Source organism: Hyalangium versicolor (assembly GCF_020103695.1).
GTDB lineage: Bacteria > Myxococcota > Myxococcia > Myxococcales > Myxococcaceae > Hyalangium > Hyalangium versicolor.
The window spans coordinates 412,182-438,654 of sequence record NZ_JAHXBF010000010.1 but is presented as its reverse complement, the minus strand read 5'-3'; the positions used below and the strand labels follow the sequence as shown (position 1 = coordinate 438,654).

Genomic DNA, 26,473 nt, shown 5'->3' with positions numbered 1-26,473 from the left:
TGGCGAGCAGGACTTTCGGTAGCTGCGTCGTCTTCCCCGAGCCGGTGGCCCCCGCGACAATGACCACCTGATGGGCGGTGATGGCCGCGGTGATGTCCTCCACCCGGCTCGAGATGGGGAGTTCGGGGGGGAAGTGCAGGGTGGGCAAGCCGCCGAGGGGAGGGACGGGTGAGTCGCCGGACATGGAAGTATGACCTAGCACTGAAGCACACGTTCCACCCCTGACGAAGAGTGTGACCCGCCGCTTGGCGCTTGGACCGGCGCCGTGGCCGGTTGAATCCTCATTCCCGTGGGGGGGCGTCCGCGCCGGGCACCCGAATCTCCTCGCCCCGCAGGCGGGCCCGGAACACCGCGGCGCGCATCAGGAAGACGGTGGTGACTGGCGCGGTGAGCGCGATGAACACCGCGATGAGCAGCGCATGAAGGTAGGGCTGCCCGCGTTCGAAGGAGGCTTGCACCGCCGTCGCGAACGTAAAGCCCCAGGTTCCCAGCGTCGCGCCCAGGGTGGGCGCGTGGATGCGCTGAAAGAAGCTCTTCAGACGCAGCACCCCGAACGAGCCAATCAGCGCTGCCAGCGCGCCCACCACCACGAGCACCGCGGTCAGCGCATCCACCCACAGAGGAGCCCACGCATTCATTCGATGAGTTCCCCGCGCAGGAGGAACTTGGACATCGCCGTGGAGCCCACGAACCCGAAGAGGGCGATCAAGAGCGCCGCCTCGAAGTAGGAACTGCTGCGGTAGACGAGCCCGAGCGCAAGGATGACCAGCATCGTGTTCTGGTACAGGCAGTCGAACGCCAGCACGCGGTCCTCCGCCCTGGGGCCGATAATCATCCGTGCCAATGCCAGCAGCATTCCGACGGCAAGACAGCCGAGGGCGAATACCAGCGCCCAGGAGAGAAGTGAGTTCATTCGAAGATCTCCCTGAGCGGCCGCTCGAAGTGTTGCTTGATGAAGGCCACCAGGTCCGGCTCGCTCTGCATGGCAAGCACGTGCAGCAGCAGGAAGCGCTGGTCCGCCGATAGCTGCGCCCAAGCGGTGCCCGGCGTGAACGTGACGAGCACCGCCAGCACGGCCAGCCCGTTCGGATCCCGCAGCTCGAGCGGAACGAGGACAAAGCCGGAGGGGATGTCGCGCGAGCGCCGCGTGAGGATCGCCCACGCCACCTCGGCGTTCGACCGCAGCATCTCGAGCACCATCCGGCAGAAGAGGCGTGCCATGACGAGGGGCCTGCGCAGCCGCACGGGGGTGGGCCTGAGCCTGACAGCCACCATCGGCCAGAACAGTGCCAGGGCGATGCCCAGAACCAGCGTCCCCGCGCTCAGCGACTGCATGAGCAGGAGCCAGAGCAGGAGCAGCGCCACCGAGAGCACGGGAGAAGGGATGAGTCTCCTCATCGCTTGACCTCCGGCGCCGTGGCTGGCGGCCGCACCGCTGCTCCGAGGACTGCGTCAATGTACCCGCGGCGATCATAGAGGGACTGCGCCGTCGCTCGCGCGAGCTCCATCGTGGGCCCGGCCGCTAGCGTCAGCACGCCGCACGCGGTGAGGAGCGCCACCAGGGGGAAGCCCTCCGGTGCCCGGACCCGAGGTGGCTCGCGCTGCATCTCCGACCAGAAGGTCCGGATCCCTGTCCGTGTGAGCGCGATGAGGGTGAGCAGGCCACAGCTCAACAGCACGCCGGTGAGCAGCCATGCACGGGCGGAGATCGGCTCGCCCCCTTCGCGAGGCCCGAGCGCCGCCGACAACATGCCCAGCTTGCCGATGAAGGTGGCCAGGGGAGGCAGTCCGGAGGTGAGCAGCGCGCACGCGACGAAGGCCATGCCCATGAGCATGGTGGAGGCGGGGAACGGCAGGGCAACGAGCGGCTCCTCCTCGTCATCGAGGTTGACCTCCTGCGCTTCGAGCTTCGCGCTCAGGAAGGGCGCCTCGTCCACGACGGTCGCTCCCGCACGCCAGCGCTCGACGAGATCGACGAGCAGGAAGAAAGCGCTGGAGGCGAGCGTGGAGCTCACCAGGTAGAACACCGCGGAGCCGAGGACGGCTTCCTCGCCCAACCCCAGCGCGGCCAGGAGCGTCCCGGCGGAGACCATCACCCCCGCGGCCGCCTGGATCGCAAGCCTTTGCGAGGCGAGCATCCCCAGGGCCGCGAGCACCGCGGAGACCGCTCCGAACGCGAGCAGGCCGTCCGCGCCGAACCCCGCCAGCGGCCCCCCGGCGAACATCAGCGTCCAGAGCCGCACCAGCGCGTAGATGCCAACCTTCGTGAGCACCGCGAACATCGCCGCCACGGGCGGAGTCGCCGACGCATATGCGGGGATGAGCCAGAAGTTGAGCGGCCAGGCTGCCGCCTTGGCCAGGAACGCCACCGCGAGGATGGCCGCCCCCGCGTCGATGAGGTGCCGGTTGGCCACACCCCCTTCGGAAAGGCGCGCGGAGAGCTCCGCCATGTTGAGCGTCCCCGTGACGCCGTAGATCATCGACACGCCGATGAGGAACAGTGACGAGGCGGCGAGGTTCACCGCCACGTAGGACAGGCCGGCGCGGACCCGCGGCTTTCCGGAGCCGTGCAGCAACAGGCCGTACGAGGCCGCGAGCAGGATCTCGAAGAAGACGAAGAGATTGAAGACGTCCGCCGTCAGGAATGCGCCGGAGAGCCCCATGAGCTGCAGCTGAAGCAGCGAGTGGAAGTGAACGCCCGCGCGGTGCCAGCGCGCGGAGGCGAACGAGAGCGCGCAGGCGCCCAGGAGCCAGGTCAGCACCAGCATCCCCGCCGAAAGGTGGTCCACCGCGAGGGTAATCCCGAAGGGCGCGGGCCAGTTGCCGGGCAGGTAGGCCACGGCACCATGCTCGTCCACCCACGCGAAGAGCGCCGCTGAGAGGGCGAGCCCCAGGAGCGCGGAGCCCATCCCCAACGCCAGCTTGACGGTGCGCTTCCCCTCGCCCATGAGGAGCATCACCGCGGCCATCAGCATCGGCAGGAGGATGGGAGCCACCATCAAGTGGGGCATCAGGCCTTGGATGAGCGCTCTCATGCTTCGGTGCCGTCCACGTGATCAGTCCCTGTCGTTCCGCGCGAGGCCAGGGTGATGACCAGGAGGAGCGCCGTCATCGCGAAGCTGATGACGATGGCTGTCAGCACGAGCGCCTGAGGGACCGGATCCGTGTAGTGGGCGAGGTCCGGCGGGACGCCGTCCGAGAGGATGGGCTCCTTGTCGATGGCCAGGCCGCCGATGCTGAAGATGAAGAGGTTGACCGCGTAGGAGAGGAGCGACAGGCCAATGACCAGCTGGAACGTGCGGGGCCGGAGCAGGAGCCACACGCCCGAGCCGGTCAGGATGCCGATTGCGATCGCGAGCACCACCTCCATCAGTCACCTCCCGAGGCCCGGTGAGCGCGGATCGACTGGTGAGCGAGCGCCACGAGGATGAGCAATGTGGAGCCCAGCACCAGACAGAACACACCCAGGTCGAAGAACATCGCGCTTCCGATGTGGAGTTCGCCCAGCACCGGCACGCTTAGATGGAAGGTGTGCGAGGTGAGGAGCGGATACCCGGCCACGAATGCTCCCGAGGCCGTGCCGAGGGCCAACAAGAGCCCAACTCCTATCAGCGCGCGCGGCGCGAGGTGCAGCCGCTGCTCGACCCACTCCGTCCCGGAGACGATGTACTGGAGCAGGAAGCCCACAGACATCACCAGCCCCGCGACGAACCCACCGCCTGGCTCGTTGTGCCCACGCAGGAAGAAGAACGTCGCCACGACTCCCGAGACGGGCAGGAGCAGGCGGACCAGCACCGCCGGGACCATCAGGTAACCCACCGCCGTGTCTCGCGCCGTGCGTGGGTTCACCAGGTCTGTCTGAAGATCCTTCGGCAGTGCCTGCTGCTGTGGCGGGAGTGCCATCACCTCGGGCGCCGGCCGGAAGCGCCGCAGGAGCGCGTAGACCGTGAGCGCGACGAGCGACAGCACCACCCCCTCCCCGAAGGTGTCGAACCCGCGGAAGTCCACCAGCATCACGTTCACGACGTTCCGCCCGCCTCCGCCGCTCAGCGCGTTCTCGAGGAAGAAGGAGGTGCGCTCGGGGAGCTCGCGCGTCATCACCGCGTACGCGAGGATCGCCATTCCGCCGCCAGCGCTCACCGCGACGAGGAAGTCGCGGGTCCGCCGGCCCCGGGCGATCCGCCGGGTGTGCGCATCGTACACGCCGCGGGCCGGCTCGCGCGGTGGGAGCCACCGGAGCCCCAGCAGGATGAGCAGCGTCATCACCACCTCGACGATGAGCTGGGTGAGCGCCAGGTCCGGAGCGGAGAACCAGATGAACGTGACGCAGCTCACCGCTCCAGCGGTCCCTGAGAGCATGAGCGCGGCGAGCCGGTGGAACTTCGCCTGCCATGCGGCTCCCACGGCCGCGACGCCTCCGGCCACCCACAGCACGATGAACACCGGCGAGACGGGCACCAGGGGGCGATCCCCCTTGCCGATGCCACCCCATAGCGCCACGACGCCCACGAGCAGCGTGACCAGCACCATCGCCAACAACTGCCGCTGGAGCCCCGCGGTGAGGAGCCAGCGGCGGATCCATCTGCTCAGCGAGGTGAGCCCCGCCAGCAGTGACGTGAAGAGCCTCGCGCCATCGAGCCGCGCCACGAGGCGGCCCCCGAGGCGCGCTCGTCCCCCCTCCAGCCGCCGGACCATCCGGTACAACACCGCGCCGCCGCCGAGCGCCAGCGCGCTCATGAGGAGCGGGGGAGTGAACCCATGCCAGAGCTTGAGGCTGTACGGAGGGATCTGCCCGCCGACGACAGGCCTGGACGCGGCATCGAGGATCGGCCCGATCGACACCGCTGGCGCGATGCCCACCACCAGGCACAGCAGGACCAGCACCTCGACGGGGACGCGCATCCACTTGGGCGGCTCCTCCGGGACCCGCGGCGTGTTCAACGCGCTGGCGGGACCGAAGAACACCCTCAGCGCGAACCGGAGCGAATAGGCGACGCTCTCCATGCCGGCCAGGGTCGCCGCGAGCGGCAGGCCCCACTGCACGGCGGGGATGGCGTCGATGAAGACGGTCTCGGCGAAGAACATCTCCTTCGACAAGAAGCCATTGAGCAGCGGGACTCCGGCCATCGCTGCCGTGGCGACGAGCGCGAGCGTGCCGGTGATGGGCATCAGGCGGAAGAGCCCCGCCAGCCGCCGGATGTCCCGCGTCCCCGTCTCATGGTCGATGATCCCCACTGCCATGAACAGCGACGCCTTGAAGGCCGCGTGGTTCATGAGGTGAAACACCGCCGCCACCGCCGCGAGCGGGCTGTTGAGCCCGAGCAGCAGCACCATCAGCCCGAGGTGCGAGATGGTGGAGTATGCGAGCAGCCCCTTCAGGTCGTGCTGGAACAGCGCCGCCCACGCGCCGAGCAGCAGCGTGACGAGCCCCGCGGAGCCGACGAGCCAGAACCAGGTCTCCGTCCCCGACAGCACCGGCCACAGCCGCGCCAGCAGGAACACGCCCAGCTTCACCATGGTGGCCGAGTGCAGGTACGCCGACACCGGCGTCGGGGCCGCCATCGCGTTAGGGAGCCAGAAGTGGAAGGGGAACTGGGCGCTCTTGGTGAACGCGCCGAGGAGGATGAGGCAGAGCGCTACCGGGTAGAGCGGGTGGGCTTTGACGCGCTCAGCGCTCCCGAGGACGGTGTCCAACTCGTAGCTGCCGGCCGCATGGCCGAGCACCAGCAACCCAGCCAGGAGGCACAGGCCGCCCATGGCGGTGACCGTGAGCGCCATCCGCGCCCCTCGCTGTGCATCCTTCCGCTGGTTCCAGTAGCCAATGAGCAGGAACGAGAAGAGGGAGGTCAGCTCCCAGAAGAACGCGAGCTGTAGCAGGTTGCCCGAGAGGATCACGCCCAGCATCGCTCCCATGAATGCCAGGAGGAAGGTGAAGAACCTCGGCACGGGATCCGACGGCGAGAGGTAGTACCGCGCATACAACATCACCAGCGCGCCGATGCCCAGGACGAGCACGCAGAACGCCCAGGAGAAACCGTCGAGTCGCAGCACGAGGTCGAGCCCGATCGAGGGCACCCACGAGAAGCGCTCCGCCCGAAGCCCTCCGCCCTGGATGTCCGGGAAGTGGAGCGCCACGCCCACGAGGCTCACCATCGCGGTGAGGCCCGCGAGCCCCGCCGCGCGGTTCCGGGCGCTCGTGGGCAGCAGCGCCGCGATGGCACCGGAGACAAAGGGAATGATCAGGAGGGCAAGGAGCGGCATCAGGAGAGGTGGGGCGTGCGGGCACCCTGTGGCTTGGGGGGAACCACCAGAACGTCGTTCTTTCCCATGTCAGATCACAAGAGAAAGAGCGGCTGCGGTGCCCCGGCGTTGGGTACGCGGCAGATGGAGCACCGTGGGACAGGCCTCCCATGTTGCGTACCTCACCGTTGATCAGTGTCGCGATGTGAGAAACTCCCAGGAGGGACTTCCCCCTCCGAGAGGAGCATGGATGGCTTCAGGGGTCTTCGTTGCAGTGGTGCCCGCATTCCTGGCGCTGACAGCAAGCGCCTCTTTTCCCTCACAGCAAGTATCGGAGACACAGGCGCCTCTCTGTGAGGCAGTCCGGGTCCTGGGCGTCTGGCCATCCGATATCAGGATCAAGGAGATGGCTTCCGCAGAGGGAACACTCTTCGTCTCCCTTCACCTCTCCGCCCGAGAGGAGTTGTGGAGGAGCGACGGCACTCCCACCGGCACCGTCCTCGTCAAGGCGGCCTCCAATCTCGAGAAGTTGACCGCGGCAGGCCAGACGCTCTTCTTCACGGAGTCCACTCCGGAGACAGGGCAGGAGTTATGGAAGAGCGATGGCACCCCCGAGGGCACAAGCCTCGTCGTGGACCTCACCCCAGGGGCCGCCAGCACCCCGTTCAGTCGGTTCGCATCCCTGGGAGATACGGTCTTCTTCACGGTGGGAGATGCCAATCCCGGCGTCACTCTCTGGAAGAGTGATGGGACTGCGGATGGGACCACGGTCTTCAAGAGCTTTGCTCCCGGGATATCAGTGCCCTGGTTGGACACTGTGCACGGGAGGCTCGTGTTCGAACTCGTCGGCACCCCGCACGGCGAGTTGTGGGGAAGCGATGGGACCGAAGCAGGGACCCATCTGCTCTCGGACGAGACATTCTGGGAACCCGTCGCGACGACCCAGGACCACCTCTACCTCGCTTCCTCGGGGGCGGGCAATCGCATGTGGACGACCGATGGAACACTGGAGGGGACGCGTAAGCTTGAGAGGAGCTATCTCTCCTCCTTCAGCATTATTCACGTGGGCATCTACAGGGACGATCAGCTTGTCGGGGCTGCGGGAAGGATCTTTGTCCTCCAGAGCTTCCAGCCATGGTCAGCAGGCCCATCGCCTGCGCCCTATTGGGAGTACTCGCTCCATGCATTCGACCCGGAGACCAAGGACCCCTCCACACCTCTCACCGGTGGACTCAGTGGGATCACCTCCGTCAATGATCAGGTCTTCATCTCAGCCTCGAATCAGGCACTCTTCTGGCACGAGGCGAGTGACGGGCGGGAGGGGCAAGTAGCACTCCCCGCCGGAATTTTCGCTCCGCGGCGACTCTTTCCCGCTGGAAAGCATCTATTCTTTCTTCCGAAGGACGGAGAAGGCCGTGAGCAAGAGGTGTGGTCCATGCGCCTGGCCTGTCTGACCGATCATGCTCCTCCCACGATTCAATGCCCTGAGCGCGTGGTCGTGGAGTCGCAGGACGCGGAGGGAGCTGCTGTGTCCTACCCTCCCGCAACTGCCACGGATGATCAGAGCGCGGCGCCTGAAATCCGTTATGACGTGCCTTCAGGGAGCCTCTTTCCTGTAGGTGTCACGACGGTCACGGCGACCGCAGAGGACGAGCTCGAGCAACAGGCGAGCTGCTCCTTCGAAGTGGAGGTGAGACAGGCGGCCGATGAGCCCCCGCCCGCGTCTTACTCTTGCAATGCCTCGCCCGTTTCTGCGGCATGGCTTGCGTTGTTGGGGCTCGCGCTCTGGGCCCCCCGTCGCCAGTGAACGACCGTCGAGGTACGAAAAAGACGGAGAGGGAGCGGATAGCGCGGCGCTGGCTCAGGAGCGAGGCGTGGAGGCTCGGTCGCGCTCCTGCAGATCGATCTCTCCCATCTGGCTGGGGTACTTCCCTGGGATGCCCTTGTAGAACTCACGGATCTTCTCGAGGTCTGCCTTCAGGTCTCCCGTGGGCATCACCGCTGGTCCAAGACCACCCACCTTGCGCTTGTAGTCGAGGAATCCCAGCAGGATGGGGACCTTGGCCTCGTGGGCGATCCAATAGAACCCTGTCTTCCAATACCGGACCTTGCTCCGCGTGCCCTCAGGCGGGATCGCGAGGACGAGCTCCTCACGCTGTTGGAAGGCGTCGACACATTGCTGCACGAGGTTGTGACGGGCCGTCCGGTTCACCGGGATTCCTCCCAGCCAGCGGAAGAAAGGGCCAAACGGTCCCCAGAACATCGTGTGCTTCATCAGAAACGAGAGCCGGGCGCCAAAGACATAGGACACCGCCAGCATGAAGGGCAGATCCCAGTTGGAGGTATGCGGCGCGGCGATGATGACGAACTTCCTGCCTTCAGGGAGCTGCCCCTCGGTTCGCCAGCCGAAGAATCCGAGGAAGAGGTGGCCGAGCCGGTGAGCCCATGCGCTTCTCGTCTTGCTCAACACTGCCTCCACGGCCCGCGGGCCCTCGCGATGAGGAAGGAGTTCCACCATGCGGGGGGTAGAGCGCGCAACAGGCCGAACTCCCCAATGCCACGCCGTGAGCGTCCCGGCCACCTTCACCCGATGGAGTTCAGCTCCCGGAGCGCATCGTCCGGCAGCGTGAGTTCGGCCGCGGCGAGGTTCTCCCGGAGGTGCGCCACGGAGGAGGTGCCGGGAATCACCAGGATGTTGGGCGAGCGGTGAAGCAACCATGCGAGCGCGGTCTGCAGGGGCGTGGCCCCGAGGCGCGCGGCGACCTTGGACAGGGTCGACGACTGCAGCGGGTTGAAGCCGCCGAGCGGGAAGAACGGCACATAGGCGATGCCGTCGCGGGCCAGCGCGTCAACCAAGGCATCGTCGGTTCGATGCACCAGGTTGTACTGGTTCTGCACGCAGACGATGGGGGTGATCCGGCGAGCCTCCGCGATCTGCGTGGGGGTGACATTGCTCAGGCCGATGTGACGCACCAGGCCCTTCCGCTGGAGTTCGGCCAGCGCCGTGAGCGGCGCCTCGATCGAACCCTCCACAGGTCCATGGGCGCTGAACATGATGCGAAGGTTGACCACGTCGAGCACCTCCAGGCCCAGGTTGCGCAGGTTGTCGTGGACCGCCTGGGTCAGTTCCTGAGGCGAGAAGGCCGGGAGCCACGAGCCATCCTCGCCACGCCGGGCGCCGATCTTGGTGACGATGACGAGGTCGCGGGGATAGGGCGCGAGCGCTTCGCGAATCAGCCGGTTCGTGATGTGCGGGCCGTAGAAGTCACTGGTGTCGATGTGATCCACTCCGCTCGCGACCGCCTCGCGCAGCACGGACAGTGCCGCACCGTGATCCTTGGGAGGGCCGAAAACCCCGGGCCCCGCGAGTTGCATGGCGCCATAGCCGAGCCGCTTCACGGTGCGGCCTCCGAGGGTGAATGTGCCAGACAGCTCGATCTTGGACTTGGACATGTTTTCTCCTTTCGGGACGAGACACAGATAGACGCTCAGCGGGCCCGCGATAACCGGTACAATTCGTACGGGCTGTGCGGAAAGGCGAACAGTGAAAGCCGACCTGGATGACCTGAAGGCCTTCGTGGCGGTGGCGCGCGCCCGGGGTTTTCGCGAGGGTGCTCGTGCCAGTGGCAGCAGTGCGTCCGCGCTCAGCGAGGCGGTCCGCCGCCTGGAGGCACAGCTGGGGGTCAGGCTGCTCAACCGGACCACGCGCAGTGTCGTCCTGACCGAAGCGGGGCAGGGCCTCCTGGCGCGGCTCGGACCCGCCTTGGCCGAGATGGAGGCCGCCCTCGACGTGGTGAATGGCTTTCGCGACCGGCCCGCGGGCTCACTGCGCCTCAATGTCCCGATCAGCGCGGCGCGGCTGGTGCTCCCCCGCATCGTCCCGCCGTTCCTCGCCGCCTACCCCGACATCCGGCTGGAGATCATCACCGAGGACAGCTTTGTCGACGTGATCGCCGCCGGGTGCGACGCGGGCATCCGCTACGACGAGCGGCTGGAGCAGGACATGATCGCGGTGCCCATCGGGCCGCGTGTCCAGCGCATGGCCACCGCCGCGTCCGCCGCCTACCTGGAGCGCCATGGCCGGCCGAAGCACCCCCGCGAGTTGCTGAACCACGCCTGTCTGCGCGGCCGCTTCTCCAGCGGCGCGATGGCGCCGTGGGAGTTCGAGCGCAACGGCGAGGAGGTGCGGGTGGATCCGGTGGGGCCGCTGATTGTGCGGCTGGGCGGAGCGACCGATCTCTCCATTGATGCGGCCATCGCCGGCATCGGCATCGTGCACCTCTTCGAGGACTGGCTGCGGCCGTACCTCGACAGCGGAGCCCTCGAGCCCATCCTCAAGCCCTGGTGGCAGGACTTCTCGGGGCCGTTCCTCTATTACCCAGGACGGCGCCTCGTTCCGGCGCCACTGCGGGCCTTCATCGACTTCATCAAGACATCGGCCGAGTCCCCCTGACAGGTGCATCCCGGGGGACTACCGCGCGCGGGCACGCAGGCGGCGGAGCGCCCCCTCACACCAGTCGATGTGAGCTCTCAACCCCACCAGGCCATAGTCGAGCGTCAACCAGCCAAGCAACGCCTCCGTCTCGCGCGGTTCGCCGGTGGGGAAGATCTCCTTCGCGAGCGTCAGCAGGATGTCTCGTTGCGCCTGAGCGTCCCTCAGGCTTGACTCCAGGTGCGCCAGAGCGTCGGCCAGCTTTCCCTCGTTCGCGAAGAACACCTTGAGGAGGAGTTCGTTTCTCTCGACGTGAGGGGCGGGCGCCTCCTTGAGCCAGAGGGCCAGAGCCTCCCGGCCCGCCTTCGTGATCGCATAGCGGACGCGTTTCCGATCGCCGTGCCCACCTTCGTCGGCGACGCGGATCAGCCCCTCCCCGCTGAGCGCCGACAGCGTGGGGTAGAGCTGTCCCAGGCTCTCCTGCCAGAAGTGGCCGAAGCTGCTCTCGATGCGGCGGCGAATCTCGTAGCCGCTCGCGGGGCCGCGCGCCAGCGCCCCCAACACCGCCGGCCGGGTCCGGTTCTGACGCACTCCTGTTGGCTTTCCAGGTCGCCCCATATATCTTCTAGATATATCTGCCAGATGCATTGGGCAAGGAGGACCGGCATGAAGCGTGGGTTATTGGGACAGGGGGTCGTTCATGGCTAGGAGCTCCCTCATGAGACCGCTGCTGACGGCCTTGGTCGGGCCTGTGGCCTTCCTCGTCCTCCTGGTGGGCTTCTCCGCCTATTTCGTCCGAGGCGGCCCTCCCAGCGACCCGCAAGAGGTTGCGGAATGGGTGACGGGGAAGATGGGGATCATCCTGCTGCTCGTTCAGGTGGCGCTGGCCACGACCGCGTTCTGGCTCTGGCGGTCAGGAGCCGTTGCCACCACCCTCCGCCAGCCGGCCTGGCCATGGCCACGAGCCGTGGTGATCGGCGTGCTGTTCGGCGCAGGCCTCTTCGCCGCCTACGCTCTCGGTATCGAGCGCCTGCTGGTGGCGCTCCAGGCGCGTCTGGGCGACTACGTGTCCTCGGGGACGGTCGTGGATCGCATCAGCCGGCCTCTGAGCCTCTTCTTCCTCGCCAACTGCGTGCTGGCCCCCGTGGCGGAGGAGCTCATCTACCGGGGGCATGTCCTGCCGCGCCTGGCGGAACGGTGGGGATGGTGGCCAGCGCTGGTCCTGAGTGCGGTGCTCTTTGGCATGCTCCACTGGGCTGGCGGCCTCTGGTACATGGCCGCTACGGCGCTCCTGGTGGGTCTTCCTCTGGGGCTGCTCTTCCTGCGCTCGGGCGTGTTGGCACTGCCGCTCGCGGCGCACCTCTCGCTGAACCTCCTCGAGTTTGGCCTCGCGTTCCGGCGACACTGGTGAGCCTACCGCGAGGGTCATGTCCTGCCGCGGCAGCCCTCTCTATGCTCCTGTCTCGGTTGCCAGGGCAGTGCGTCGCGCTTTCGGAGAGGTTCCATGGCTCTGCGGTTCATCAACAATCCGAGTCCGCTGAAGTTCCCGGGATTCGAGCCCTATTCCTGGAAGGAGCTGCGCAACCAGCTCCTGTTCCGGCTGCTCGCCCGGCATGGGTCGCTCGTCGCCAGCGCCCTCGAGTTCACGGCCCTGGACGCCGTGGACATCGAATTCAAAGGGAAGAAGGTGCCCGCGCATGGCCAGGTCAAGATCAAGGTCAACACCCCGACGAAGCGCGAGTTCTTCCATGCTCCCTACCTGGTGAACCCGTACCAGCCGCAGAGCGAGAACGGCTTCTTCAAGTGGTCTGGCTGGCAGTTCGCCCAGCCCCTCATCCTCGGAGGCTCTCGCTCGGATGCGGAGCTGGCCCAGGCGACGTTGAAGCTGGACATCGAACGGATGAAGAACGGCCCTTTCTCCCAGGAGCCCTTCGCGAACGAGTACGAATTCTTCAAGGTGCCTGTCTTCCGCTACTTCGCCAAGCACAAGGCCCGGCGTACCTGGCTCGTGAAGATGCTCGGCGAGAATGAACTGAAGACCGGGATGCTGGACCCGAAGACGTGCGCGCGGCTGAAGGAGTACTTGCCCGATTCGATGGTGAGCGATCTGGACGACACCACTCCGGTCCTGGTCAGCGGCGCCTCGCGGACCCTCCTCCAACACCTGTTGGTGTTCCACGAGCACCCCGAGCAGTACCCCAAGGAGTGGAGCACCTATCTCGGGTCGAAAGCGCGCCAGTCGCACCACATGTACAAGTCGCACCAACGCCTGGTCTCGCACTACACGCAGCTCGAGGAGCGAGTAGGCGAGACGGACGACGACAACAGCCGTCCCCTCACGGAGGCACGAGGGGAGTACCTCGCCGCCAAGGTGATGGCGATGATCTTCGCGGGCGACCTGTTCGAGCTGAAGATGGGCTTTGGCGACCGGCAGAAGGCGCAGGGGATCGACCAGATCTGGGCCCGGCGCGACACCAAGACGAACAATGTCGAGGCCTACTTCGTCATCGAGTGCAAGGGCTCCAAGAGCGCGAAGCACGGCCAGAACAAGGAAGAGACCCAGATGTCCCCGGGCTGGGTCTTCAAGAAGCTGGTCGAACTCGCCAGCGACGATTCGGAAGAGGAGAAGCTCCAGAGGCTGGCGCAGAATGTCCTGTCCGCCATGTTCGACGAGGCCAGCCCGGTGGCCGTCTTCGGCATGACGATCAAGTCGATCTTCGACAAGGATCACACCTACCAGACAGCCACCCGCTTCAACGTCCAGATCTCCAAGCAGTTGCGCTTCCCGACGGTCCTCCAGCAGGCCAACACCCAGGCCGACACGCTCGATGATCTCGATGAGCTCTTCGGCAGCAGCGCGTTCCCGCCCGTGAAGTCAGCGGAGATCGGCATCCTGGAGAAGCTCCCCGCTTCAGCCATGAAGTTCGATGTGCCGAAGGATGTCCGCTTCTTCAATTTCAATGGCGTCCTCGACCCGGACCACCAGCGCAACAAACGGCTGTTCTCCCTGCTCACGGCGCATGCGGCCTCCATCCTGAGCGTGCAGGACTATTTTGGTGTCGAGCCTCACAATGTGAAGATCGATGGGGGGAAGCTGCACGCCTACACCGCCTTCGCCACGACGGCCTACGGCGGCAACAACGCGCACCAGCACGGGCTGATCAGCACCCTGGTGGATCCATATGACCAGGACTCCACCGGCTCGGGAGCACTGCTCCTGGAGTCCAACGACAAAGAGGAGGCGAAACGGGCGCTCGCGTGGAAGCAGAAGGCGCTCAAGACTCCGAATACCTCCCGCCCGAAGTGGATGGCGAGCGTAGCGAACTTCACAGACAGCGAGCGGATCAACGGAGTCCTCCTGTTCTTCGCCAAGCGCCCCTGGGCGCGAGAGGAACTCCAACGGATCTGGAAAGGAGGCATGGTGGACGAGCCGGCGGAAGAGACCGTGCTCGCCTTTCCCAACCTTCCCCAGTCATGGTTCACATGGAAGAGCGGCAACACAAAGCTCCTCGATCAGGTCCTTGCCATGAAGTTCACGTGGGATCGCTTCACCTCCCACGAGAACAAGTCCTTGAAGCGCCTGGGGCAGCACTACCAGTCCCTCCAGAAGGAGCTGACGAAGAACACGTCCAAGACAGTGCTCACCGAAGTGAGTGGCGAGTATTTGGGGGCTCGCGCCATGGCGGTCATCTTTGGCAAGGACCGGCTGCAGCTCAAGATGGGCCATGGGGAGAAGCAGGTCCGCCAGGGAGTGGATCAGATCTGGGCGAAGCGGGATCCCACCACGGGAGACGTGGTTGCCTACTTCCTGGTGGAGTGTAAGGGCAGCAAGGGAGCGGAGCTGGGCCAGAACGTCCACGAGACGCAGATGTCTCCCGCGTGGATCTTCCAGAAGATGCTTGAGCTGGCCAAGGAGGGGGGCCGGCTGAGCCGGCTGAGCCAGAAGGTGCTGAGCGCGCTCTTCGAGCCCACGAGCAAGGCGGAGGTCTACGGGGTCATCATCCAGAGCCTGTTCGACCCCAAGAAGGGCACGGGAGGACGGTTCAACATCCGGCTCACCTCGCGGCTCTTCTTCCCCGACATGCTCGAACTGGCCAATGTGCTCTATCAGAAGAATCTGGGGACGGATGGCTCGAAGCTCTACTCCCGGATCCTGCATGAACGGATGCCCCTCAGCACCTTCCTGCCGGACTATGCGTCCACGCGCATCCCGGTGAAGAAGTCGTCCCTGGTGGGCAAGCAGTACACGAATCCCTCGCGCCACAAGACGTGCCACAACTACCCGCTCACCGTCCAACACGTGCAAGTCCTGGCGGTACTGGGGACAAAGGAAGTGCCGCTCGTCACCTGGGATGTCCCCGCCGATGGGGACTGCGCCTACATCACGGTGCAGAAGTTTCTGGAGAAGATCCCGGGCCTGTTGGGGAAGCTCGGTCTCACCACGCTTCCCACGTTGGAGGAGCTCAAGGGCAAGGTCGTCGCGGAGATCAACACCTCGCCGGACTTCGCGCGAGGTTTCCTCGAGGAGGGGCAGTCGCTCGAGCAGCTCAAGACGAAGGTGAAGGAGCGGCACGCCTTCTTCGGGGCTCACGGCGACATCGTGCTGCCATCCCTGGCGCGCCAACTCGGGCTCGGCATTCATGTCATCCACCCCAGCGGGTTCGACGAGGATCTCGATGTGTCGTTCGGGCTCAACCTCCCAGTGACCGCGCCGAAGGTGTATGCGGTGTTGACCACGTATATGGGCAATCCGGGAAGCATTGCCCACTACTACCCGGCGTTGCCGCAACGACTCCGTCTCACCACCCACCCGGTCGTGCCCTCGGGCCACGGTCGTGGGCAAGCCATTCAATCAGGCTCCACTCCCAAGACCCTTCCGCTGAAGCAGCAACAGAGCAAGAAGCCAGGCTCCACTCCGAAGACCCAGCAGCCGCAGCAGCAACAGACTCTGAAGCGCAAGCGGCCCCAGAACTCCGATGCTGGCGGCTCGAAGGGTACGGACCACGGGGATCCGGGCAACAACAAGCAGAGGAAGTAGGCCGGGAACCGTTGTCGCGTGTCGGTGGGCTCGGTTGGCGCCCAGCGGCTGCCCCAGCCCGGAGGCAGCTGGCTGGGCACTCGGGTGGGACGCGTGAGGGGTGTTCCCCTCATCCTGAGGGGGGTGGACCCTCCGTGGCCACTGATCCTGTAAAAAATGTAATTCGATAAATTGCTGTAATCGTTGGAGATAAGGTATTCGGGGTTGGGGCGTGGAACTTGCTCGGGGGCTCCGCATTCACCCGCCTCGCGCCTACGGGACGTCGAGGCCGAATGAGGAGACACCTGGATGAGACGGCTTGACGCGATGAACACCCCTGTAAGCAACTTCCCGCGGCCCCGCCGGTCCGCGCTCCTGTCCCTCCTGCTCCCGCTGCTGTCTCTGGGGACGGGGTGTGGTGGCGAGGAGGCGGGGGACGCGCTGGAGGCGCCGCTGGCTGAGGCAACGCAGGCGGTCTCGGACGCCAACCTGTATGACTCCTTTACCCGGGCCAACCACGACTCCCGCCTGTACAGCCTGGAGCAGGGCGTCCACGCGTGGACCCCGACTCCCTATTACGGCAGCGCCTGGGGCGTCATGTCGGGCCGTGCCTACCTCTCCAAGGACGATGGTACCTGGCTGGACCACTACGCCACCGTGCCTGGCACCTCCGACGTGCGGGTGATGGTGACGTTGGCGGCGCTGGGCCAGTACTCCGGCCTCACCTTCCGCTTTGTCGACCGCGCCAACTGCTGGAAGCTGGCGACGGACACGAGCGAGGGGAAGTACTTCCTCACGAGGTACCTGAGCGGCACGCAGACGTTCCCGCTGCAGATCGCCCAGGTACCCGTCGCGGGAGACGTGCTCGAGGTGCGCGCCTCCGGCACCCGCATCGACGTGTATATCAACGGCGTGTACAAGGGCGGCGTCAATGATGCCACCCACCAGTACGCCACCCGCGTCGGCCTGCTGGCGAGCCAGGACAACCTCGCGCGCTTCGACGAGTTCAAGGTCTACACACAGGGGACGCGTGACGCCACGCTGCAGCCGTTCCGCTCGAACTCGGTGTGGAACCTGCCCATCGGCCAGGGCGCGACTTACGCCGACACCACGGACCTGGCGACGCGTGACTTCCTGGCCACCAGCCTCAATGGTGTGAACATCACCGCCTGGGCCAACTGGAACCAGTACTCGCATCCCATCACCTCCGCGTCCAACACCGACCCGTGGGCGACGGTGACGGACTACAACGACTCGTCGCGCAGCAGCGCCTACTCCGTGCCCGCCACCGCCACCATCGCGGATGGCTCGGACAAGCACATGCACATCATCACCCCGTCGAGGACGCACCTCGACGAGGCCTGGGCCACCACGCGCCAGTCCACCACGGCGTATACCGTGGGGCGCCACCACCGGATCGATCTCTATGGCTCGGGCCTGGGGCCGCAGGCGGGCGTGCGCGCGTACGGAGGCTCCGCGGTGGGTGGCCTCATCCGCGCGTGGGAGACGACTCCCACGCACCCGAAGTACACGGGGAAGATCCAACACGCGCTGGCCGTCGCCGTGGACCGCACGCAGCTCTATTACAGCTCCGGGTGGAGCGGCTACGACTCCAGCGGCTACGGCACCGCGAAGGGCTACGTCTGGCCCGCCACCGAGCAGGACTGGAACAGCGAGACGACCTACAAGGGCCACGTGCCCATGGGCTCGTACTTCGCCATTCCGCCGTCCGTGGACATCAACGCCCAGGGGCTGACGGCGGAGGGGAAGATGGTGGCGCAGGCGCTCCAGGACTTCGGCGCCTATGTCACGGACGCGACGGTTGGCTCCGTGACCTTCTACGTGGAGCCCACGGCGCCGGCGACCTTCGCGAACAACGTCCGCAAGGATGCGGCCAGGCTGCGTTCGCTGCTGCGGCGGGTGACGAACAACAGCGCGGCCACGCCCAATGGTCCCGGCGCGCGCCGGGTTCCCATGCTTCCCGATCTGGCACCGCCTTCTCCTTGATGGAGGCGGGCTCGCGGAGTTGGCTAGCTTGGGGGATGCCTACCGCTTCTCCCACGCCATGGCGAAGCTGACAGGGCGGTCGCGGTAGGCCTCCCACTTGGGTTTGGCCTGCACCCAGGCGTCGTCTACCAATCCCTCGACCATCTCGGTCAGCCGCCAGCCCGTGGCGCCAGCGGAGGCGACATGGTCGGAGAAGAGGTGCACGTGGCTCTGGATGGCGACGGAGTGGCCGGGGCTGGCGTCGAAATGGGTTGGGATCCCGGCCATGAGGAACCACGGGTGATAGCCGACCAGCACGAACCGGCCCTTGCCATGCGTCAGGCGTGCTGCCTCGCGGTAGAGAGGCGCCAGGTCCGCCAGGTGTTCGTCGGCCAGGAACTGGGTTACGAGATCGTAGCTCGCCTCCGCTTCGGGGAGATCGATGGCCGTCACGTCTCCCTCCCACAAGCGGTCGTAGACGCCACGGCTCCGCGCTCGTTCCAGCATGGCGGGCGTGAGGTCCACCCCGTCGATGACCCCAACTCCCTGGGCCTTCAGCCAGGCTCCGGCCCGGCCGGTGCCACAGGCCAGGTCGAGGCAGCGCGCCATGTGCGTCCACTCGATGCTTCGCAGGCGCCTGGCGAGATGGAGGTCCATGAGGTCCAGCACCGTCGCCTCGTACGTGGGCGCCCACATCTCATAGCCATCGCGGGCGCTGACGGTGGGGTAGCGGCGTCTGTCGTAGCGAGAGAAGTCGATCATCGTCCGCACAAGCTAGTGAGGCCAGCGGAGACGACGCCACGTATGAATTATGCGAAGACCGGCTCCACCAGACGCGCATGGGAGGGTGCTATCGCGAGGGTGCTGACCAGCCGGGCCTCACGGCCGTCTTCCAGCCGGATCCGTTCCCACAGCGTGAGCCCAGGCGCGATGCGCACGTCCTCATCTCCATTCGCCCCCGTCCAGAAGGCGATTGCCGAAGCAGCCGGCTCTTCCCATCCGAGTTCGGGCAGCCGCGCCTCCATCGCCTGGATCTCGGCAGAGGCGTAACGCCAAAGAGACTTTCCGACGAGGGCCAGGGCAGGGGCGCACCAGGAGGCGGCTCGGCTCGGCGAGACGGCGAGCAGCACGTGCGTGTCGTCGCAGATCAGGTGGACAGGGGTGGCCGCCGCCTCGACCAGTCGCTTCAGGGCGCGGTCGGCGGAAGGTTGCGGCGCGAACAGCCGCTCGAGCGCCGCGCGTGCCTCTTCCGAGGGGACCAGTGTTCCCGTCTCCCAGCGCGAGAGGGTAGCCTGGGACACGCCCAGCAACTCGGCGGCGTGGCTTTGTTTCAAGCCTCGCAGCAGTCGCATCCGGCGCAGGGCTCGTCCGATGTGGCTCATGTCCGCAGGCTAATCCATCCTTGCGACGCGGCGCCCATCGCTCGGGACCACCCCGTGCCCCTCTTTCCGCTCACCTGGCTCAGGCAGGCAACTCCGCAGAATTCCATGCATCACTTGCCGCCTCAGTGTCTCTTCTGGCTGTCGCTGGAAGATTCACCGCGATTTGCGTTAGCTCTCGCGGGCAGCCAGGGGGAAAGCGATGCGGCAGCTTCACGGGATGACGGTGGGTGCTGTGCGGTGGAGTTCTGCCTGGGCTGCAACGGCTGCACCGCAGCCGGATGCGCGGCTGCAAGAGGCGCAGAGCCAGCTCAATGAAGCCCAGCGGCTCGAGGACGCGGGCCGGTACGCCGAGGCCCTGGGGCACGCGGAGCAGGCACTGGCCTTGAGGGTAGGAGTGCTCGGGGAACGGCACGAGGAGGTGGCCCGGTGCATGTACTTGCTGGGAATGCTCCACTTCCGCCTGGGGCGGCTCGCCCAGGCCCGGCAGTGGCTCCAGCGAGGGCTGGAAATCCGGCAGGAGTTGCTCGGCAAGGATCACCCGGACGTGGCGGATCTACTCAATGGTCTGGGAATCCTTGAAATGGCCCAGGGGCAGCCGCGTCAGGCGGAGCCGCTCCTCTTACGCGCGCGCGCCATCTGGGAGACGGCCCTGCGCCGAAACCACCCCAAGGTGGCCACCGCGTTGGCGAACCTCGCCACGCTCTACCAGGGGCAGGGGCTGTATGGGCGGGCTCAGGTGCTCTACGAGCACGCGAGCCATATTGATGAGGAGGCGTACGGTAGGAACGATCCTCAGGTCGCCGGCCTGTTCGACAACCTCGCCTCGCTCTACAAGGCTCAGGGGGCATATGGCCGCGCCGAGTCTCTCTACGCGCGGGGGCTGGCCATCCGCGAGTCGGCTCTGGGGCGCGAACATGCTTCCGTGGCGGACTCGCTCAACAACCTGGCGCTCCTGTGCATGGACAGGGGGCAATACGAGCGGGCGGGGCCGCTCCAGGAGCGCGCGCTGGCGGTGGGGGAGGCGGCCCTGGGCGCGAACCACCCGGGCATCGTCCACCTGCTCAACAACCTGGCCAACCTCTACAAGGCCCAGGGGCAGTACGTCCGGGCGGGAGCGCTGTATGAGCGCGCGCTCCTTCTGGCCGAGACGGCTCTCGGAAAGGACCACCCGGACGTGGCCGTGGCGGTCACCAATCTGGCCGTTCTCCTCGAGGCCCAGGGGCAGTACGCGCGGGCCCAGCCGCTGTACGAACGTGCGCTCCGCATCCAGGAGGAGGCCTTCGGCTGCAACCACCCGGATGTGGCCCTGACGCTTCACAACCTGGCGGCGCTGCTGGCGGATCAGGGACTGCATGAGCAGGCGATGCGGCTCTGCGAGCGTGCCATCGACCTTCGTGAGGAGCTGTTGGGCGGTGCGCATCCGTTGGTGGCGTCCTCGCTTGCGAACCTGGCCTCCATCTACAGGGACCAGGGGCGGCATGAGCAAGCGGAGCTGCTCTACACGCGCGCGTTGGTTGTGCAGGAGGAGTCCCTGGGCGAGGACCACACTGAGGTCGCCGAGACGCTGCGCAACCTTGGTCAGTTGCGGTTGGCGCAGGGCTGTCTGGCGGAGGCTCTGCCACTCTTCGCGCGCGCGTTCGCCAGCTTCGAACGGCGGCTGCGGCGCGAGGCGCTCGGCTTCTCCGAGGCGCGTCTGGCCAGTTTCCTCCAGATGCTGCGCGCGGAGGAGGCACGGCTCCATTCGCTCGTGCGGGCTCATCCAGAGGATGCGGACGCAAGGCGGTTGGCGCTCGGCGCCGTGCTGTTGCTCAAGGGCCGCTCCATTGACGAGATGGCCAGCATCTCCCGCCAGGTCCTCCAGAGCCAGGAGGGCGAAGAGTGGAGCGCCTTCGACCGCCTGCGCGCGCTGCGCACGCAACTGGCCATGCTGTCGCTCCGAGGGCCCGGGGCGCTTCCGCTGGCGGACTACCAGCAGCAGTTGAAGGAGCTCGCGGAGCAGGGGGATGTCCTGGAAGTCGGCCTGGCGAGGAACTCGGCGGCGCTGCGTGCGCGGGTCGCGCTGCCCTCTCTTTCGGAGATCGTGGATCGGGTGGCTGCGAGGCTGCCTCGGGACGGCGCTCTGGTCGAGTTCACCGTCTATGCGGACCGTCCTGTGGTTCCCGAGCCAGGGAGCAGCCCAAAGGAATTACTTCCGGGTGAGCCTCGCTACCTGGCGCTGATGCTCTTCCCGGACGCGAGCACGCGCGCCGTGGACCTGGGGCCGGCTGAGCCTATCGACGCCGCGGCAGTGCGCCTCCGCGATGCTCTCGCCATTCGGGATGCCTCCTTTCAAGGCATGGCCGAGGAGCTCTACTCGCGGGTCTTCCGGCCCCTGGCCCCGTTGCTGGGCGGCCGCCGCGAACTCTTTCTCTCTCCCGATGGCCAGCTCTCGCTCGTTCCGTTCGCCGCGCTTCACGACGGCCAGCAATTCCTGGTTGATGCGTTCGACATCTCCTATCTCACCTCCGGGAACGACCTGTTGCCCCGCTCCGAGGAGGCACCCTCATCAGACACAGTGGTGGTGCTCGCGGATCCCGATTTCACCGCAGCCGCCGAGCCGTCCCCTGTCTCCCATGGACTTGCGTCGTGGCTGAAAGGGCAGGGGATGTGTGAGGAGCGCGCGCTGAGTGCATCGCCAGCGGAGGCGGCGGAGTGCTCGTGGGTACCGTTGCCAGGGACTCGCCAGGAGGCGGAGGCCATCCAGCGCCTGGTTCCCCAGGCCCGGCTCTTCCTGGGCGCTGAGGCGAGCAAGGAGCGGCTGTTGCGGCTGCCGGCACCCGGAGTGCTCCACCTGGCCACCCACGGCTTCTTCCTGGAGGACGCGGCGGTGCATCCGGGAACTCGCGGGCTCTGCCATTTCGGTGCGCTGGGGGATGCACCCCGGGCGCAGCTGCCCTCGGATCCGTTGCTGCGCTCCGGGCTGGTGCTGGCGCGCGCGCGGCCCTCGGAGCCCGCTCTCGCAGGGGCGTCGTCGCCTGGGCCCGAGAGCTCGCTGGCGACAGCGCTGGAGCTGACAGGACTGAACCTGTGGGGGACCGAGCTGGTGGTGCTGTCCGCGTGCGACACCGGGCGAGGGGAGATCAAGCTGGGGCAGGGGGTGTACGGGCTGCGCCGGGCCTTCCTGGTAGCCGGAGCGGAGACGGTGGTGCTGAGCCTGTGGAAGGTGAACGACCAGACCACGCGGGAGCTGATGGAGGCCTACTACCGGAATCTGCTCGAGGGGCAGGGGCGGGCCTCGGCGCTGCGCGAAGCGATGCGCGCGCTGCGCCAGACTCGTGCTCATCCCCATGACTGGGCGCCCTTCATCGCAGTAGGCCGAGATGCTCCGGTGCGAGCGCTGCTCCAGCCATCGAGCCGAGGCTGAGAGCCTCATCAGCCTCGTCCGACGTCCTCTCGCTTTCTGCCAACCCCGCGGAGAAGCCGTCAGAGCGGGGCTGCGCTCTCCGAGAGGACCAGCGAGTTCAGATAGCCATAGGAGCTCCCGCTGGCGTTGCTCACGGACAGCTCCAGCTCGCCGTTCGCATCTGGCACCAACCCGCTGAGGACCGAGAGGGTCTGCTGGTTGTTCGTCGCCTCGAGGTCTGCCTGCTGGCTCTGGGCCGCGAAGTGCGTGAGCCGCACTCCACTCTGGGCGGAGCGGCTGGCCATCAGCGACAGGGAGTAGACCTTGCCCGCGCTCAGGCCGGCCACTCGCACCTTCGCGGAGCCCAGGGTCACCAGGCAATAACCCTGGAGGACCCCATCCGGCTGCACACCGGAGTTGTTCCCCGTCGTCGCACCGCCGGCAGAGGAACAGCTTCCGAACCCCTGGGTGACTCGCACGGAGTACGGCGTCACCGTGCCCGCGGCGTCCTTGAGCGCGCTCAGCGAGTCCCCTGCGGCTCCGGTGAGCGTCCAGCCATTCCACCCCGTGGGGAGAGCCGGAGCCCCTGCGGCGCTGAGGTTGATCCGGACCGGCTGGAAGAGGGAGACCGCCTGGTTCCTCACCGTGATCGCCACCTCCGCCGTGGTGCTGAGGCTCCCGTCACTCACCGAGACTCGCAGGACGAAAGTGGTGTCCTGGCTCACCTGGTTCTGCGAAGGCGCAATCGAATACGTCCTCGCGCCAGCGCTGCTCGTCGTGAGCTTCACGAATGAGGGCACGCTCACCTCGCTCCACGTCAGCGCGTTCCCGTCCACGTCCGAGGCCGCGAGCGTCACCGTGGCGCTCTCGCCCTCGAGCAGCGAGACAGCTCCCGGGGCGCTCAGGGTAGGGGCGTGGTTCACGGGAGACGCGGGCCGAGCAAAGGCTCCCAGGTCATACGCACCAGACCCTCGCGCCACCCCGTCGTAGTCGTAGGGCACCACTCCGGACAGGTTCACTCCCACGCCCACTGCCGGAGAGGTCGGCAGGAGGTGGAAGTCCCCGGTCGAGGGATTGACGAACCCCGCCGCGCTCAGGTTGACGTTGAACAGGTTCGGGCGGCTGAGCGAGTCGACACACGCGGTGCCGCCGTTGGCGGCGTAGACAGTCGGCGTGCCGGCCACGATGTTGTTCGCGAAGGAGAGGTGGCCCAGTCCGCTGCAGAAGAAGTACAGCGCCTGGTACGTCGAGCCCACCACCGTGTTGTTGTAGAAGGAGAAGTCGGGCAGTGAGGCGCCCATGTTCGCGTCGGAGTTGCGCAGGAACATCGCGCCCCAGCGTCCCCCGACGATCACGTTGTTGCTGATGACGCTGCCGCCCGTCCCTTGGAAGGCGATGCCCTGGGTGCGATAGGGCTGGACCGCTTCAATCCAGTTCGAGTCAATCAGGCCATGGCTGCCCGGGTTCACCATGATCCCCCCGGAGTGGCTCTCATTCCCTTGCAGGCCGTAGTTCTTGACGACGTTGTGCTGGACCGTCATGCCCGCGGTCGCCGCGCCGATCTGGATGCCATCGTTGCCGATGTTCTCCAGCCGGTTGTTGATCACCTCGAGGCCAATCACCTCGGCCTCGAACTGTCGCCCCGCGGTGCCACAGTCGAAGCCTGGGGTGAGGCCGTTCGCCGCGATCCAGCCGTAGTGAGAGGGGCCGATGTACATGCCCTCGTACTGGGTGTCATGGACGTAGGTGTCGTGGATCTTCGTGTTGTACTGAGCCCAGGTGCCACGGCTCCAGGTCCCGTCACACAGAGGGTAGGTGCGGAAGGCGATCCCCACTCCGCCCGTCGTGTTGCCGCGCACCTCCACGTGGTCGATCTCGACGTCGGAGGTCCCCTCTCGAAGATCCAGGTGGGCCTGGCCGCCCGTCGAGTTGCCCGCAACCAGCCCATAGAAGTGGGCCGAACTCCCGGTGCCTGTGATCTTCAGGTAACGGCTCTTGCTGACGAGGAACGGACTGCCGTTGGTCGCGTTGAGGATGGCCTGCCCACCGCAGTTGGTGAGCACGACCGGCTGCGTCGCGGAGCCATTCACCTGGTAGAGCCCGACGCCCGTATACGTCCCCGGCTTGATACACAGCGTCTTCCCCACCCAGCGGTCCGCTGGCTGGTTTCGGCCATCGATCCAGATGTAGCCCGAGCCGTTGCCGATGAACTCCGAGCAGCCTCCTGCCTGAATGGTGCACGCCAGATCCGCCGCGACAGCGCTGCGTGTGGCGCTGATGTCGACCTGCTCCTCCTCTCCGCTACCGCAACCACCGAGGAGGGTCCCTACGAAGAACACCACTGTCGTGCGCAAGAGAGGTTGAAGGATCATTCCTGGATTGATCTTACAGATTTGCCGGTTTGTCCAGGTAAGCAGATTAATTCTGGATTTGTATAATAATTTATCGTGTCTGAAACATACGCCACTGTGTTGCAGTTGCATGCGTTGGGGTTTACCAGCGGTATCGCGCGCGGATTGCCGTGGGGCTGGAATAGTTTGAGAATATTGGAAGTCGTGCTATCTCTGCTTTGCCGGTCACTGGCCCTCCCCCATCCCCCCATTGGAGTCGCGTGATGAAGTTTCTTCCTGCGTTCTCGGCTCTTGTCCTCGTGCACTCGCTGGCTTGTGCAGACCCTGTGGAACCTCTCTCCTCGGGTGCTGCTCCTGGCTCATCGACCCTTCGTGCCTCTCTTGGCGCGAGCTGCGTCACGCAGCAGGTCACGGCCGTATCTGCGGGGACCGGTACAGGCTACCCAGCACCTACGTCCTTCGCTGCCATCGCCGGGCGCCAATACCAGGTCACCGTCAGCGGCACCTACTTCGCCAATGATGGTCTCTACGCGGATGCTCGTTATAGCTCCCGCCTCAACGGTCCCTGGCAGGATGCTCCCAGCCATTATGAGAGCTACGGCCCCACGTTGCTGGACCTGCAGATCTGGGATCCGTCCACCTCTGCGTATGTCTCTCCCGACTGGGGTCCGTATTCGGCCGACCACAGCTACTCCACCTCTTGGGTAGCGGCCGCCAATCAGTTGAACTTCCGCATCGCGGACTTCAGCGCGGGCAACAACACCGGCTCGCTCACCGTCACGGTCTGCGAGGTTCCGCCCACCTGCATCGAGCAGACGGTCACGGCCGTGGCGCCGGGCGGTGGAGCAGGCTACCCGGCTCCGACTGCCTTCCCTGTTACGGCGGGCCATGAGTACGACGTCACCGTCAGCGGTACCTACTTCGCCAATGACGGCCTCTACGCGGACGCCCGCTACAGTTCCCGCTTCAATGGCCCTTGGCAGGAGACCCCCAACAACTACGAGAGCCATGGCCCCACGTTGCTTGATCTCCAGTTCTGGGATCCATCCACCTCCGCGTATGTCTCTCCCGATTGGGGGCCCTACGCCAGCAGCCACGTCTACTCCACGCGCTGGACCGCGACCTCGAATCAGTTGAACGTCCGTATCAATGATTACTTCGCGGGCAATGACTCTGGGTTCCTCTCGGTTGTCGTCTGCGAGGTGCCGCCGCCGTGTGTCACTCAGGAGGTCTCGGCTGTGGGACCGGGTGGGGGCGAAGCTTATCCACCCCCCACTTCCTTCCCTGCCATCACAGGCACTGAATACGAGATCACTGTCAGTGGCACCTACTTCGCCAACGACGGCCTCTATGCCGACGCTCGCTACAGCTCTCGCTTCAATGGACCCTGGCAGGACATCCCGAACAACTATGAGAGCCATGGGCCCACGCTGCTGGACATGCAGATCTGGGATCCGTTTGCCGCCGAGTACTCCTCTCCTGACTGGGGGCCGTACTCCAGCAGCCACACCTACTCCACCCGCTGGATGGCATCCGCGGACGAGCTGATCTTCCGCATCAATGACTACTTCGCGGGCAATGACTCGGGCTCGCTGACGGTCAAGATCTGCCCGCTCGAGCCGCGGTAGGCCTCTGGGCGTTCATCGCACCAGAGGCCCAGGTGAGCATGGAAGTGGCAGGGTC

Annotated in this window: 20 protein-coding genes; 7 read left to right on the top strand and 13 right to left on the bottom strand. The window is 66.2% G+C overall.

Going from position 1 to position 26,473, the window contains the following annotated elements:
• The 7 genes from KY501_RS22870 to KY501_RS22840 all read right to left on the bottom strand — a co-directional run.
• Positions 1–184 (bottom strand): hypothetical protein (locus KY501_RS22870; protein ID WP_224365359.1); only part of this gene is annotated, 184 nt, incomplete at its 3' end.
• A 97-nt stretch (positions 185–281) separates the two neighbouring features.
• On the bottom strand, positions 282–638 hold the full coding sequence (gene mnhG / locus KY501_RS22865) for a monovalent cation/H(+) antiporter subunit G (RefSeq protein WP_224365358.1): 357 nt from the start codon (positions 636–638) through the stop codon (positions 282–284).
• A complete protein-coding gene (locus KY501_RS22860; protein ID WP_224365357.1) occupies positions 635–913 on the bottom strand; it encodes a K+/H+ antiporter subunit F in 279 nt (92 codons plus the stop codon). The genes mnhG and KY501_RS22860 overlap by 4 nt, the downstream gene beginning before the upstream one ends.
• Positions 910–1,398, bottom strand: coding sequence for a Na+/H+ antiporter subunit E (locus KY501_RS22855; protein WP_224365356.1), 489 nt, complete (start codon positions 1,396–1,398; stop codon positions 910–912). The genes KY501_RS22860 and KY501_RS22855 overlap by 4 nt, the downstream gene beginning before the upstream one ends.
• The gene (locus KY501_RS22850; RefSeq protein WP_224365355.1) at positions 1,395–3,035 is read right to left on the bottom strand and encodes a monovalent cation/H+ antiporter subunit D; all 1,641 of its coding nucleotides are present in this window, start codon (positions 3,033–3,035) and stop codon (positions 1,395–1,397) included. Before KY501_RS22850 ends, KY501_RS22855 begins: the two co-directional genes overlap by 4 nt.
• Entirely contained in the window at positions 3,032–3,370 is a 339-nt protein-coding gene (locus KY501_RS22845; protein ID WP_224365354.1) for a Na+/H+ antiporter subunit C, read from the bottom strand. The genes KY501_RS22850 and KY501_RS22845 overlap by 4 nt, the downstream gene beginning before the upstream one ends.
• Positions 3,370–6,261, bottom strand: a complete 2,892-nt coding sequence (locus tag KY501_RS22840) for a monovalent cation/H+ antiporter subunit A (RefSeq protein WP_224365353.1) — start codon at positions 6,259–6,261, stop codon at positions 3,370–3,372. Before KY501_RS22840 ends, KY501_RS22845 begins: the two co-directional genes overlap by 1 nt.
• Positions 6,262–6,490: 229 nt before the next feature.
• Between KY501_RS22840 and KY501_RS22835 the strand changes: the two genes are divergently transcribed.
• Positions 6,491–8,047 carry an HYR domain-containing protein gene (locus tag KY501_RS22835; RefSeq protein WP_224365352.1) on the top strand — a complete coding sequence of 519 codons (1,557 nt, stop codon included), beginning with the start codon at positions 6,491–6,493 and terminating at the stop codon, positions 8,045–8,047.
• Positions 8,048–8,101: 54 nt separating this feature from the next.
• Here the strand turns inward: KY501_RS22835 and KY501_RS22830 are convergent, their stop codons facing one another.
• Both KY501_RS22830 and KY501_RS22825 read right to left on the bottom strand, forming a co-directional pair.
• Positions 8,102–8,707, bottom strand: a complete 606-nt coding sequence (locus KY501_RS22830; protein ID WP_224365351.1) for a lysophospholipid acyltransferase family protein — start codon at positions 8,705–8,707, stop codon at positions 8,102–8,104.
• Positions 8,708–8,823: 116 nt separating this feature from the next.
• Positions 8,824–9,693 (bottom strand): aldo/keto reductase family oxidoreductase, encoded by an 870-nt coding sequence (locus KY501_RS22825; RefSeq protein ID WP_224365350.1) that lies wholly within the window; start codon positions 9,691–9,693, stop codon positions 8,824–8,826.
• 91 nt (positions 9,694–9,784) lie between these two features.
• Here KY501_RS22825 and KY501_RS22820 point away from each other — a divergent pair, with 91 nt between their 5' ends.
• On the top strand, positions 9,785–10,693 hold the full coding sequence (locus KY501_RS22820) for a LysR family transcriptional regulator (RefSeq protein ID WP_224365349.1): 909 nt from the start codon (positions 9,785–9,787) through the stop codon (positions 10,691–10,693).
• An 18-nt stretch (positions 10,694–10,711) separates the two neighbouring features.
• Here KY501_RS22820 and KY501_RS22815 read toward each other — a convergent pair whose 3' ends face one another.
• Positions 10,712–11,263 (bottom strand): PadR family transcriptional regulator, encoded by a 552-nt coding sequence (locus tag KY501_RS22815; protein ID WP_224365348.1) that lies wholly within the window; start codon positions 11,261–11,263, stop codon positions 10,712–10,714.
• 127 nt (positions 11,264–11,390) lie between these two features.
• On the opposite strand from KY501_RS22815, the gene KY501_RS22810 reads away from it, so the two are divergent.
• The 3 genes from KY501_RS22810 (at position 11,391) to KY501_RS22800 (ending at position 17,696) form a co-directional block, all read left to right on the top strand.
• Positions 11,391–12,083, top strand: a complete 693-nt coding sequence (locus KY501_RS22810) for a CPBP family intramembrane glutamic endopeptidase (RefSeq protein ID WP_224365347.1) — start codon at positions 11,391–11,393, stop codon at positions 12,081–12,083.
• A gap of 93 nt (positions 12,084–12,176) precedes the next feature.
• Positions 12,177–15,710, top strand: a complete 3,534-nt coding sequence (locus tag KY501_RS22805) for a hypothetical protein (RefSeq protein WP_224365346.1) — start codon at positions 12,177–12,179, stop codon at positions 15,708–15,710.
• Between the two features lie 288 nt (positions 15,711–15,998).
• A complete protein-coding gene (locus KY501_RS22800; RefSeq protein WP_224365345.1) occupies positions 15,999–17,696 on the top strand; it encodes a hypothetical protein in 1,698 nt (565 codons plus the stop codon).
• Between the two features lie 39 nt (positions 17,697–17,735).
• On the opposite strand, the gene KY501_RS22795 is transcribed toward KY501_RS22800, so the two are convergent.
• Together KY501_RS22795 and KY501_RS22790 are read right to left on the bottom strand one after the other, a co-directional pair.
• Complete coding sequence (locus KY501_RS22795; protein WP_224365344.1) at positions 17,736–18,437, bottom strand: class I SAM-dependent DNA methyltransferase; 702 nt, start codon at positions 18,435–18,437, stop codon at positions 17,736–17,738.
• Positions 18,438–18,484: 47 nt separating this feature from the next.
• On the bottom strand, positions 18,485–19,057 hold the full coding sequence (locus tag KY501_RS22790; protein ID WP_224365343.1) for a helix-turn-helix domain-containing protein: 573 nt from the start codon (positions 19,055–19,057) through the stop codon (positions 18,485–18,487).
• A 199-nt stretch (positions 19,058–19,256) separates the two neighbouring features.
• Here KY501_RS22790 and KY501_RS22785 point away from each other — a divergent pair, with 199 nt between their 5' ends.
• Complete coding sequence (locus KY501_RS22785) at positions 19,257–22,460, top strand: CHAT domain-containing tetratricopeptide repeat protein (protein WP_224365342.1); 3,204 nt, start codon at positions 19,257–19,259, stop codon at positions 22,458–22,460.
• Positions 22,461–22,519: 59 nt separating this feature from the next.
• Here KY501_RS22785 and KY501_RS22780 read toward each other — a convergent pair whose 3' ends face one another.
• Positions 22,520–24,811 (bottom strand): Ig-like domain-containing protein, encoded by a 2,292-nt coding sequence (locus KY501_RS22780; RefSeq protein ID WP_224365341.1) that lies wholly within the window; start codon positions 24,809–24,811, stop codon positions 22,520–22,522.
• A gap of 242 nt (positions 24,812–25,053) precedes the next feature.
• On the opposite strand from KY501_RS22780, the gene KY501_RS22775 reads away from it, so the two are divergent.
• Complete coding sequence (locus KY501_RS22775) at positions 25,054–26,418, top strand: hypothetical protein (protein WP_224365340.1); 1,365 nt, start codon at positions 25,054–25,056, stop codon at positions 26,416–26,418.
• Positions 26,419–26,473 lie beyond the last annotated feature (55 nt).

What these genes read in the sequence shown, in the direction of transcription:
- mnhG (WP_224365358.1), bottom strand. Translation starts at nt 638, where the DNA reads ATGAATGCGTGGGCTCCTCTGTGGGTGGATGCGCTGACCGCGGTGCTC.
- KY501_RS22805 (WP_224365346.1), top strand. Translation starts at nt 12,177, where the DNA reads ATGGCTCTGCGGTTCATCAACAATCCGAGTCCGCTGAAGTTCCCGGGA.
- KY501_RS22810 (WP_224365347.1), top strand. Translation starts at nt 11,391, where the DNA reads ATGAGACCGCTGCTGACGGCCTTGGTCGGGCCTGTGGCCTTCCTCGTC.
- KY501_RS22785 (WP_224365342.1), top strand. Translation starts at nt 19,257, where the DNA reads ATGCGGCAGCTTCACGGGATGACGGTGGGTGCTGTGCGGTGGAGTTCT.
- KY501_RS22775 (WP_224365340.1), top strand. Translation starts at nt 25,054, where the DNA reads ATGAAGTTTCTTCCTGCGTTCTCGGCTCTTGTCCTCGTGCACTCGCTG.
- KY501_RS22790 (WP_224365343.1), bottom strand. Translation starts at nt 19,057, where the DNA reads ATGAGCCACATCGGACGAGCCCTGCGCCGGATGCGACTGCTGCGAGGC.
- KY501_RS22850 (WP_224365355.1), bottom strand. Translation starts at nt 3,035, where the DNA reads ATGAGAGCGCTCATCCAAGGCCTGATGCCCCACTTGATGGTGGCTCCC.
- KY501_RS22780 (WP_224365341.1), bottom strand. Translation starts at nt 24,811, where the DNA reads ATGATCCTTCAACCTCTCTTGCGCACGACAGTGGTGTTCTTCGTAGGG.
- KY501_RS22825 (WP_224365350.1), bottom strand. Translation starts at nt 9,693, where the DNA reads ATGTCCAAGTCCAAGATCGAGCTGTCTGGCACATTCACCCTCGGAGGC.
- KY501_RS22855 (WP_224365356.1), bottom strand. Translation starts at nt 1,398, where the DNA reads ATGAGGAGACTCATCCCTTCTCCCGTGCTCTCGGTGGCGCTGCTCCTG.
- KY501_RS22800 (WP_224365345.1), top strand. Translation starts at nt 15,999, where the DNA reads ATGAGACGGCTTGACGCGATGAACACCCCTGTAAGCAACTTCCCGCGG.
- KY501_RS22860 (WP_224365357.1), bottom strand. Translation starts at nt 913, where the DNA reads ATGAACTCACTTCTCTCCTGGGCGCTGGTATTCGCCCTCGGCTGTCTT.
- KY501_RS22840 (WP_224365353.1), bottom strand. Translation starts at nt 6,261, where the DNA reads ATGCCGCTCCTTGCCCTCCTGATCATTCCCTTTGTCTCCGGTGCCATC.
- KY501_RS22795 (WP_224365344.1), bottom strand. Translation starts at nt 18,437, where the DNA reads ATGATCGACTTCTCTCGCTACGACAGACGCCGCTACCCCACCGTCAGC.
- KY501_RS22845 (WP_224365354.1), bottom strand. Translation starts at nt 3,370, where the DNA reads ATGGAGGTGGTGCTCGCGATCGCAATCGGCATCCTGACCGGCTCGGGC.
- KY501_RS22835 (WP_224365352.1), top strand. Translation starts at nt 6,491, where the DNA reads ATGGCTTCAGGGGTCTTCGTTGCAGTGGTGCCCGCATTCCTGGCGCTG.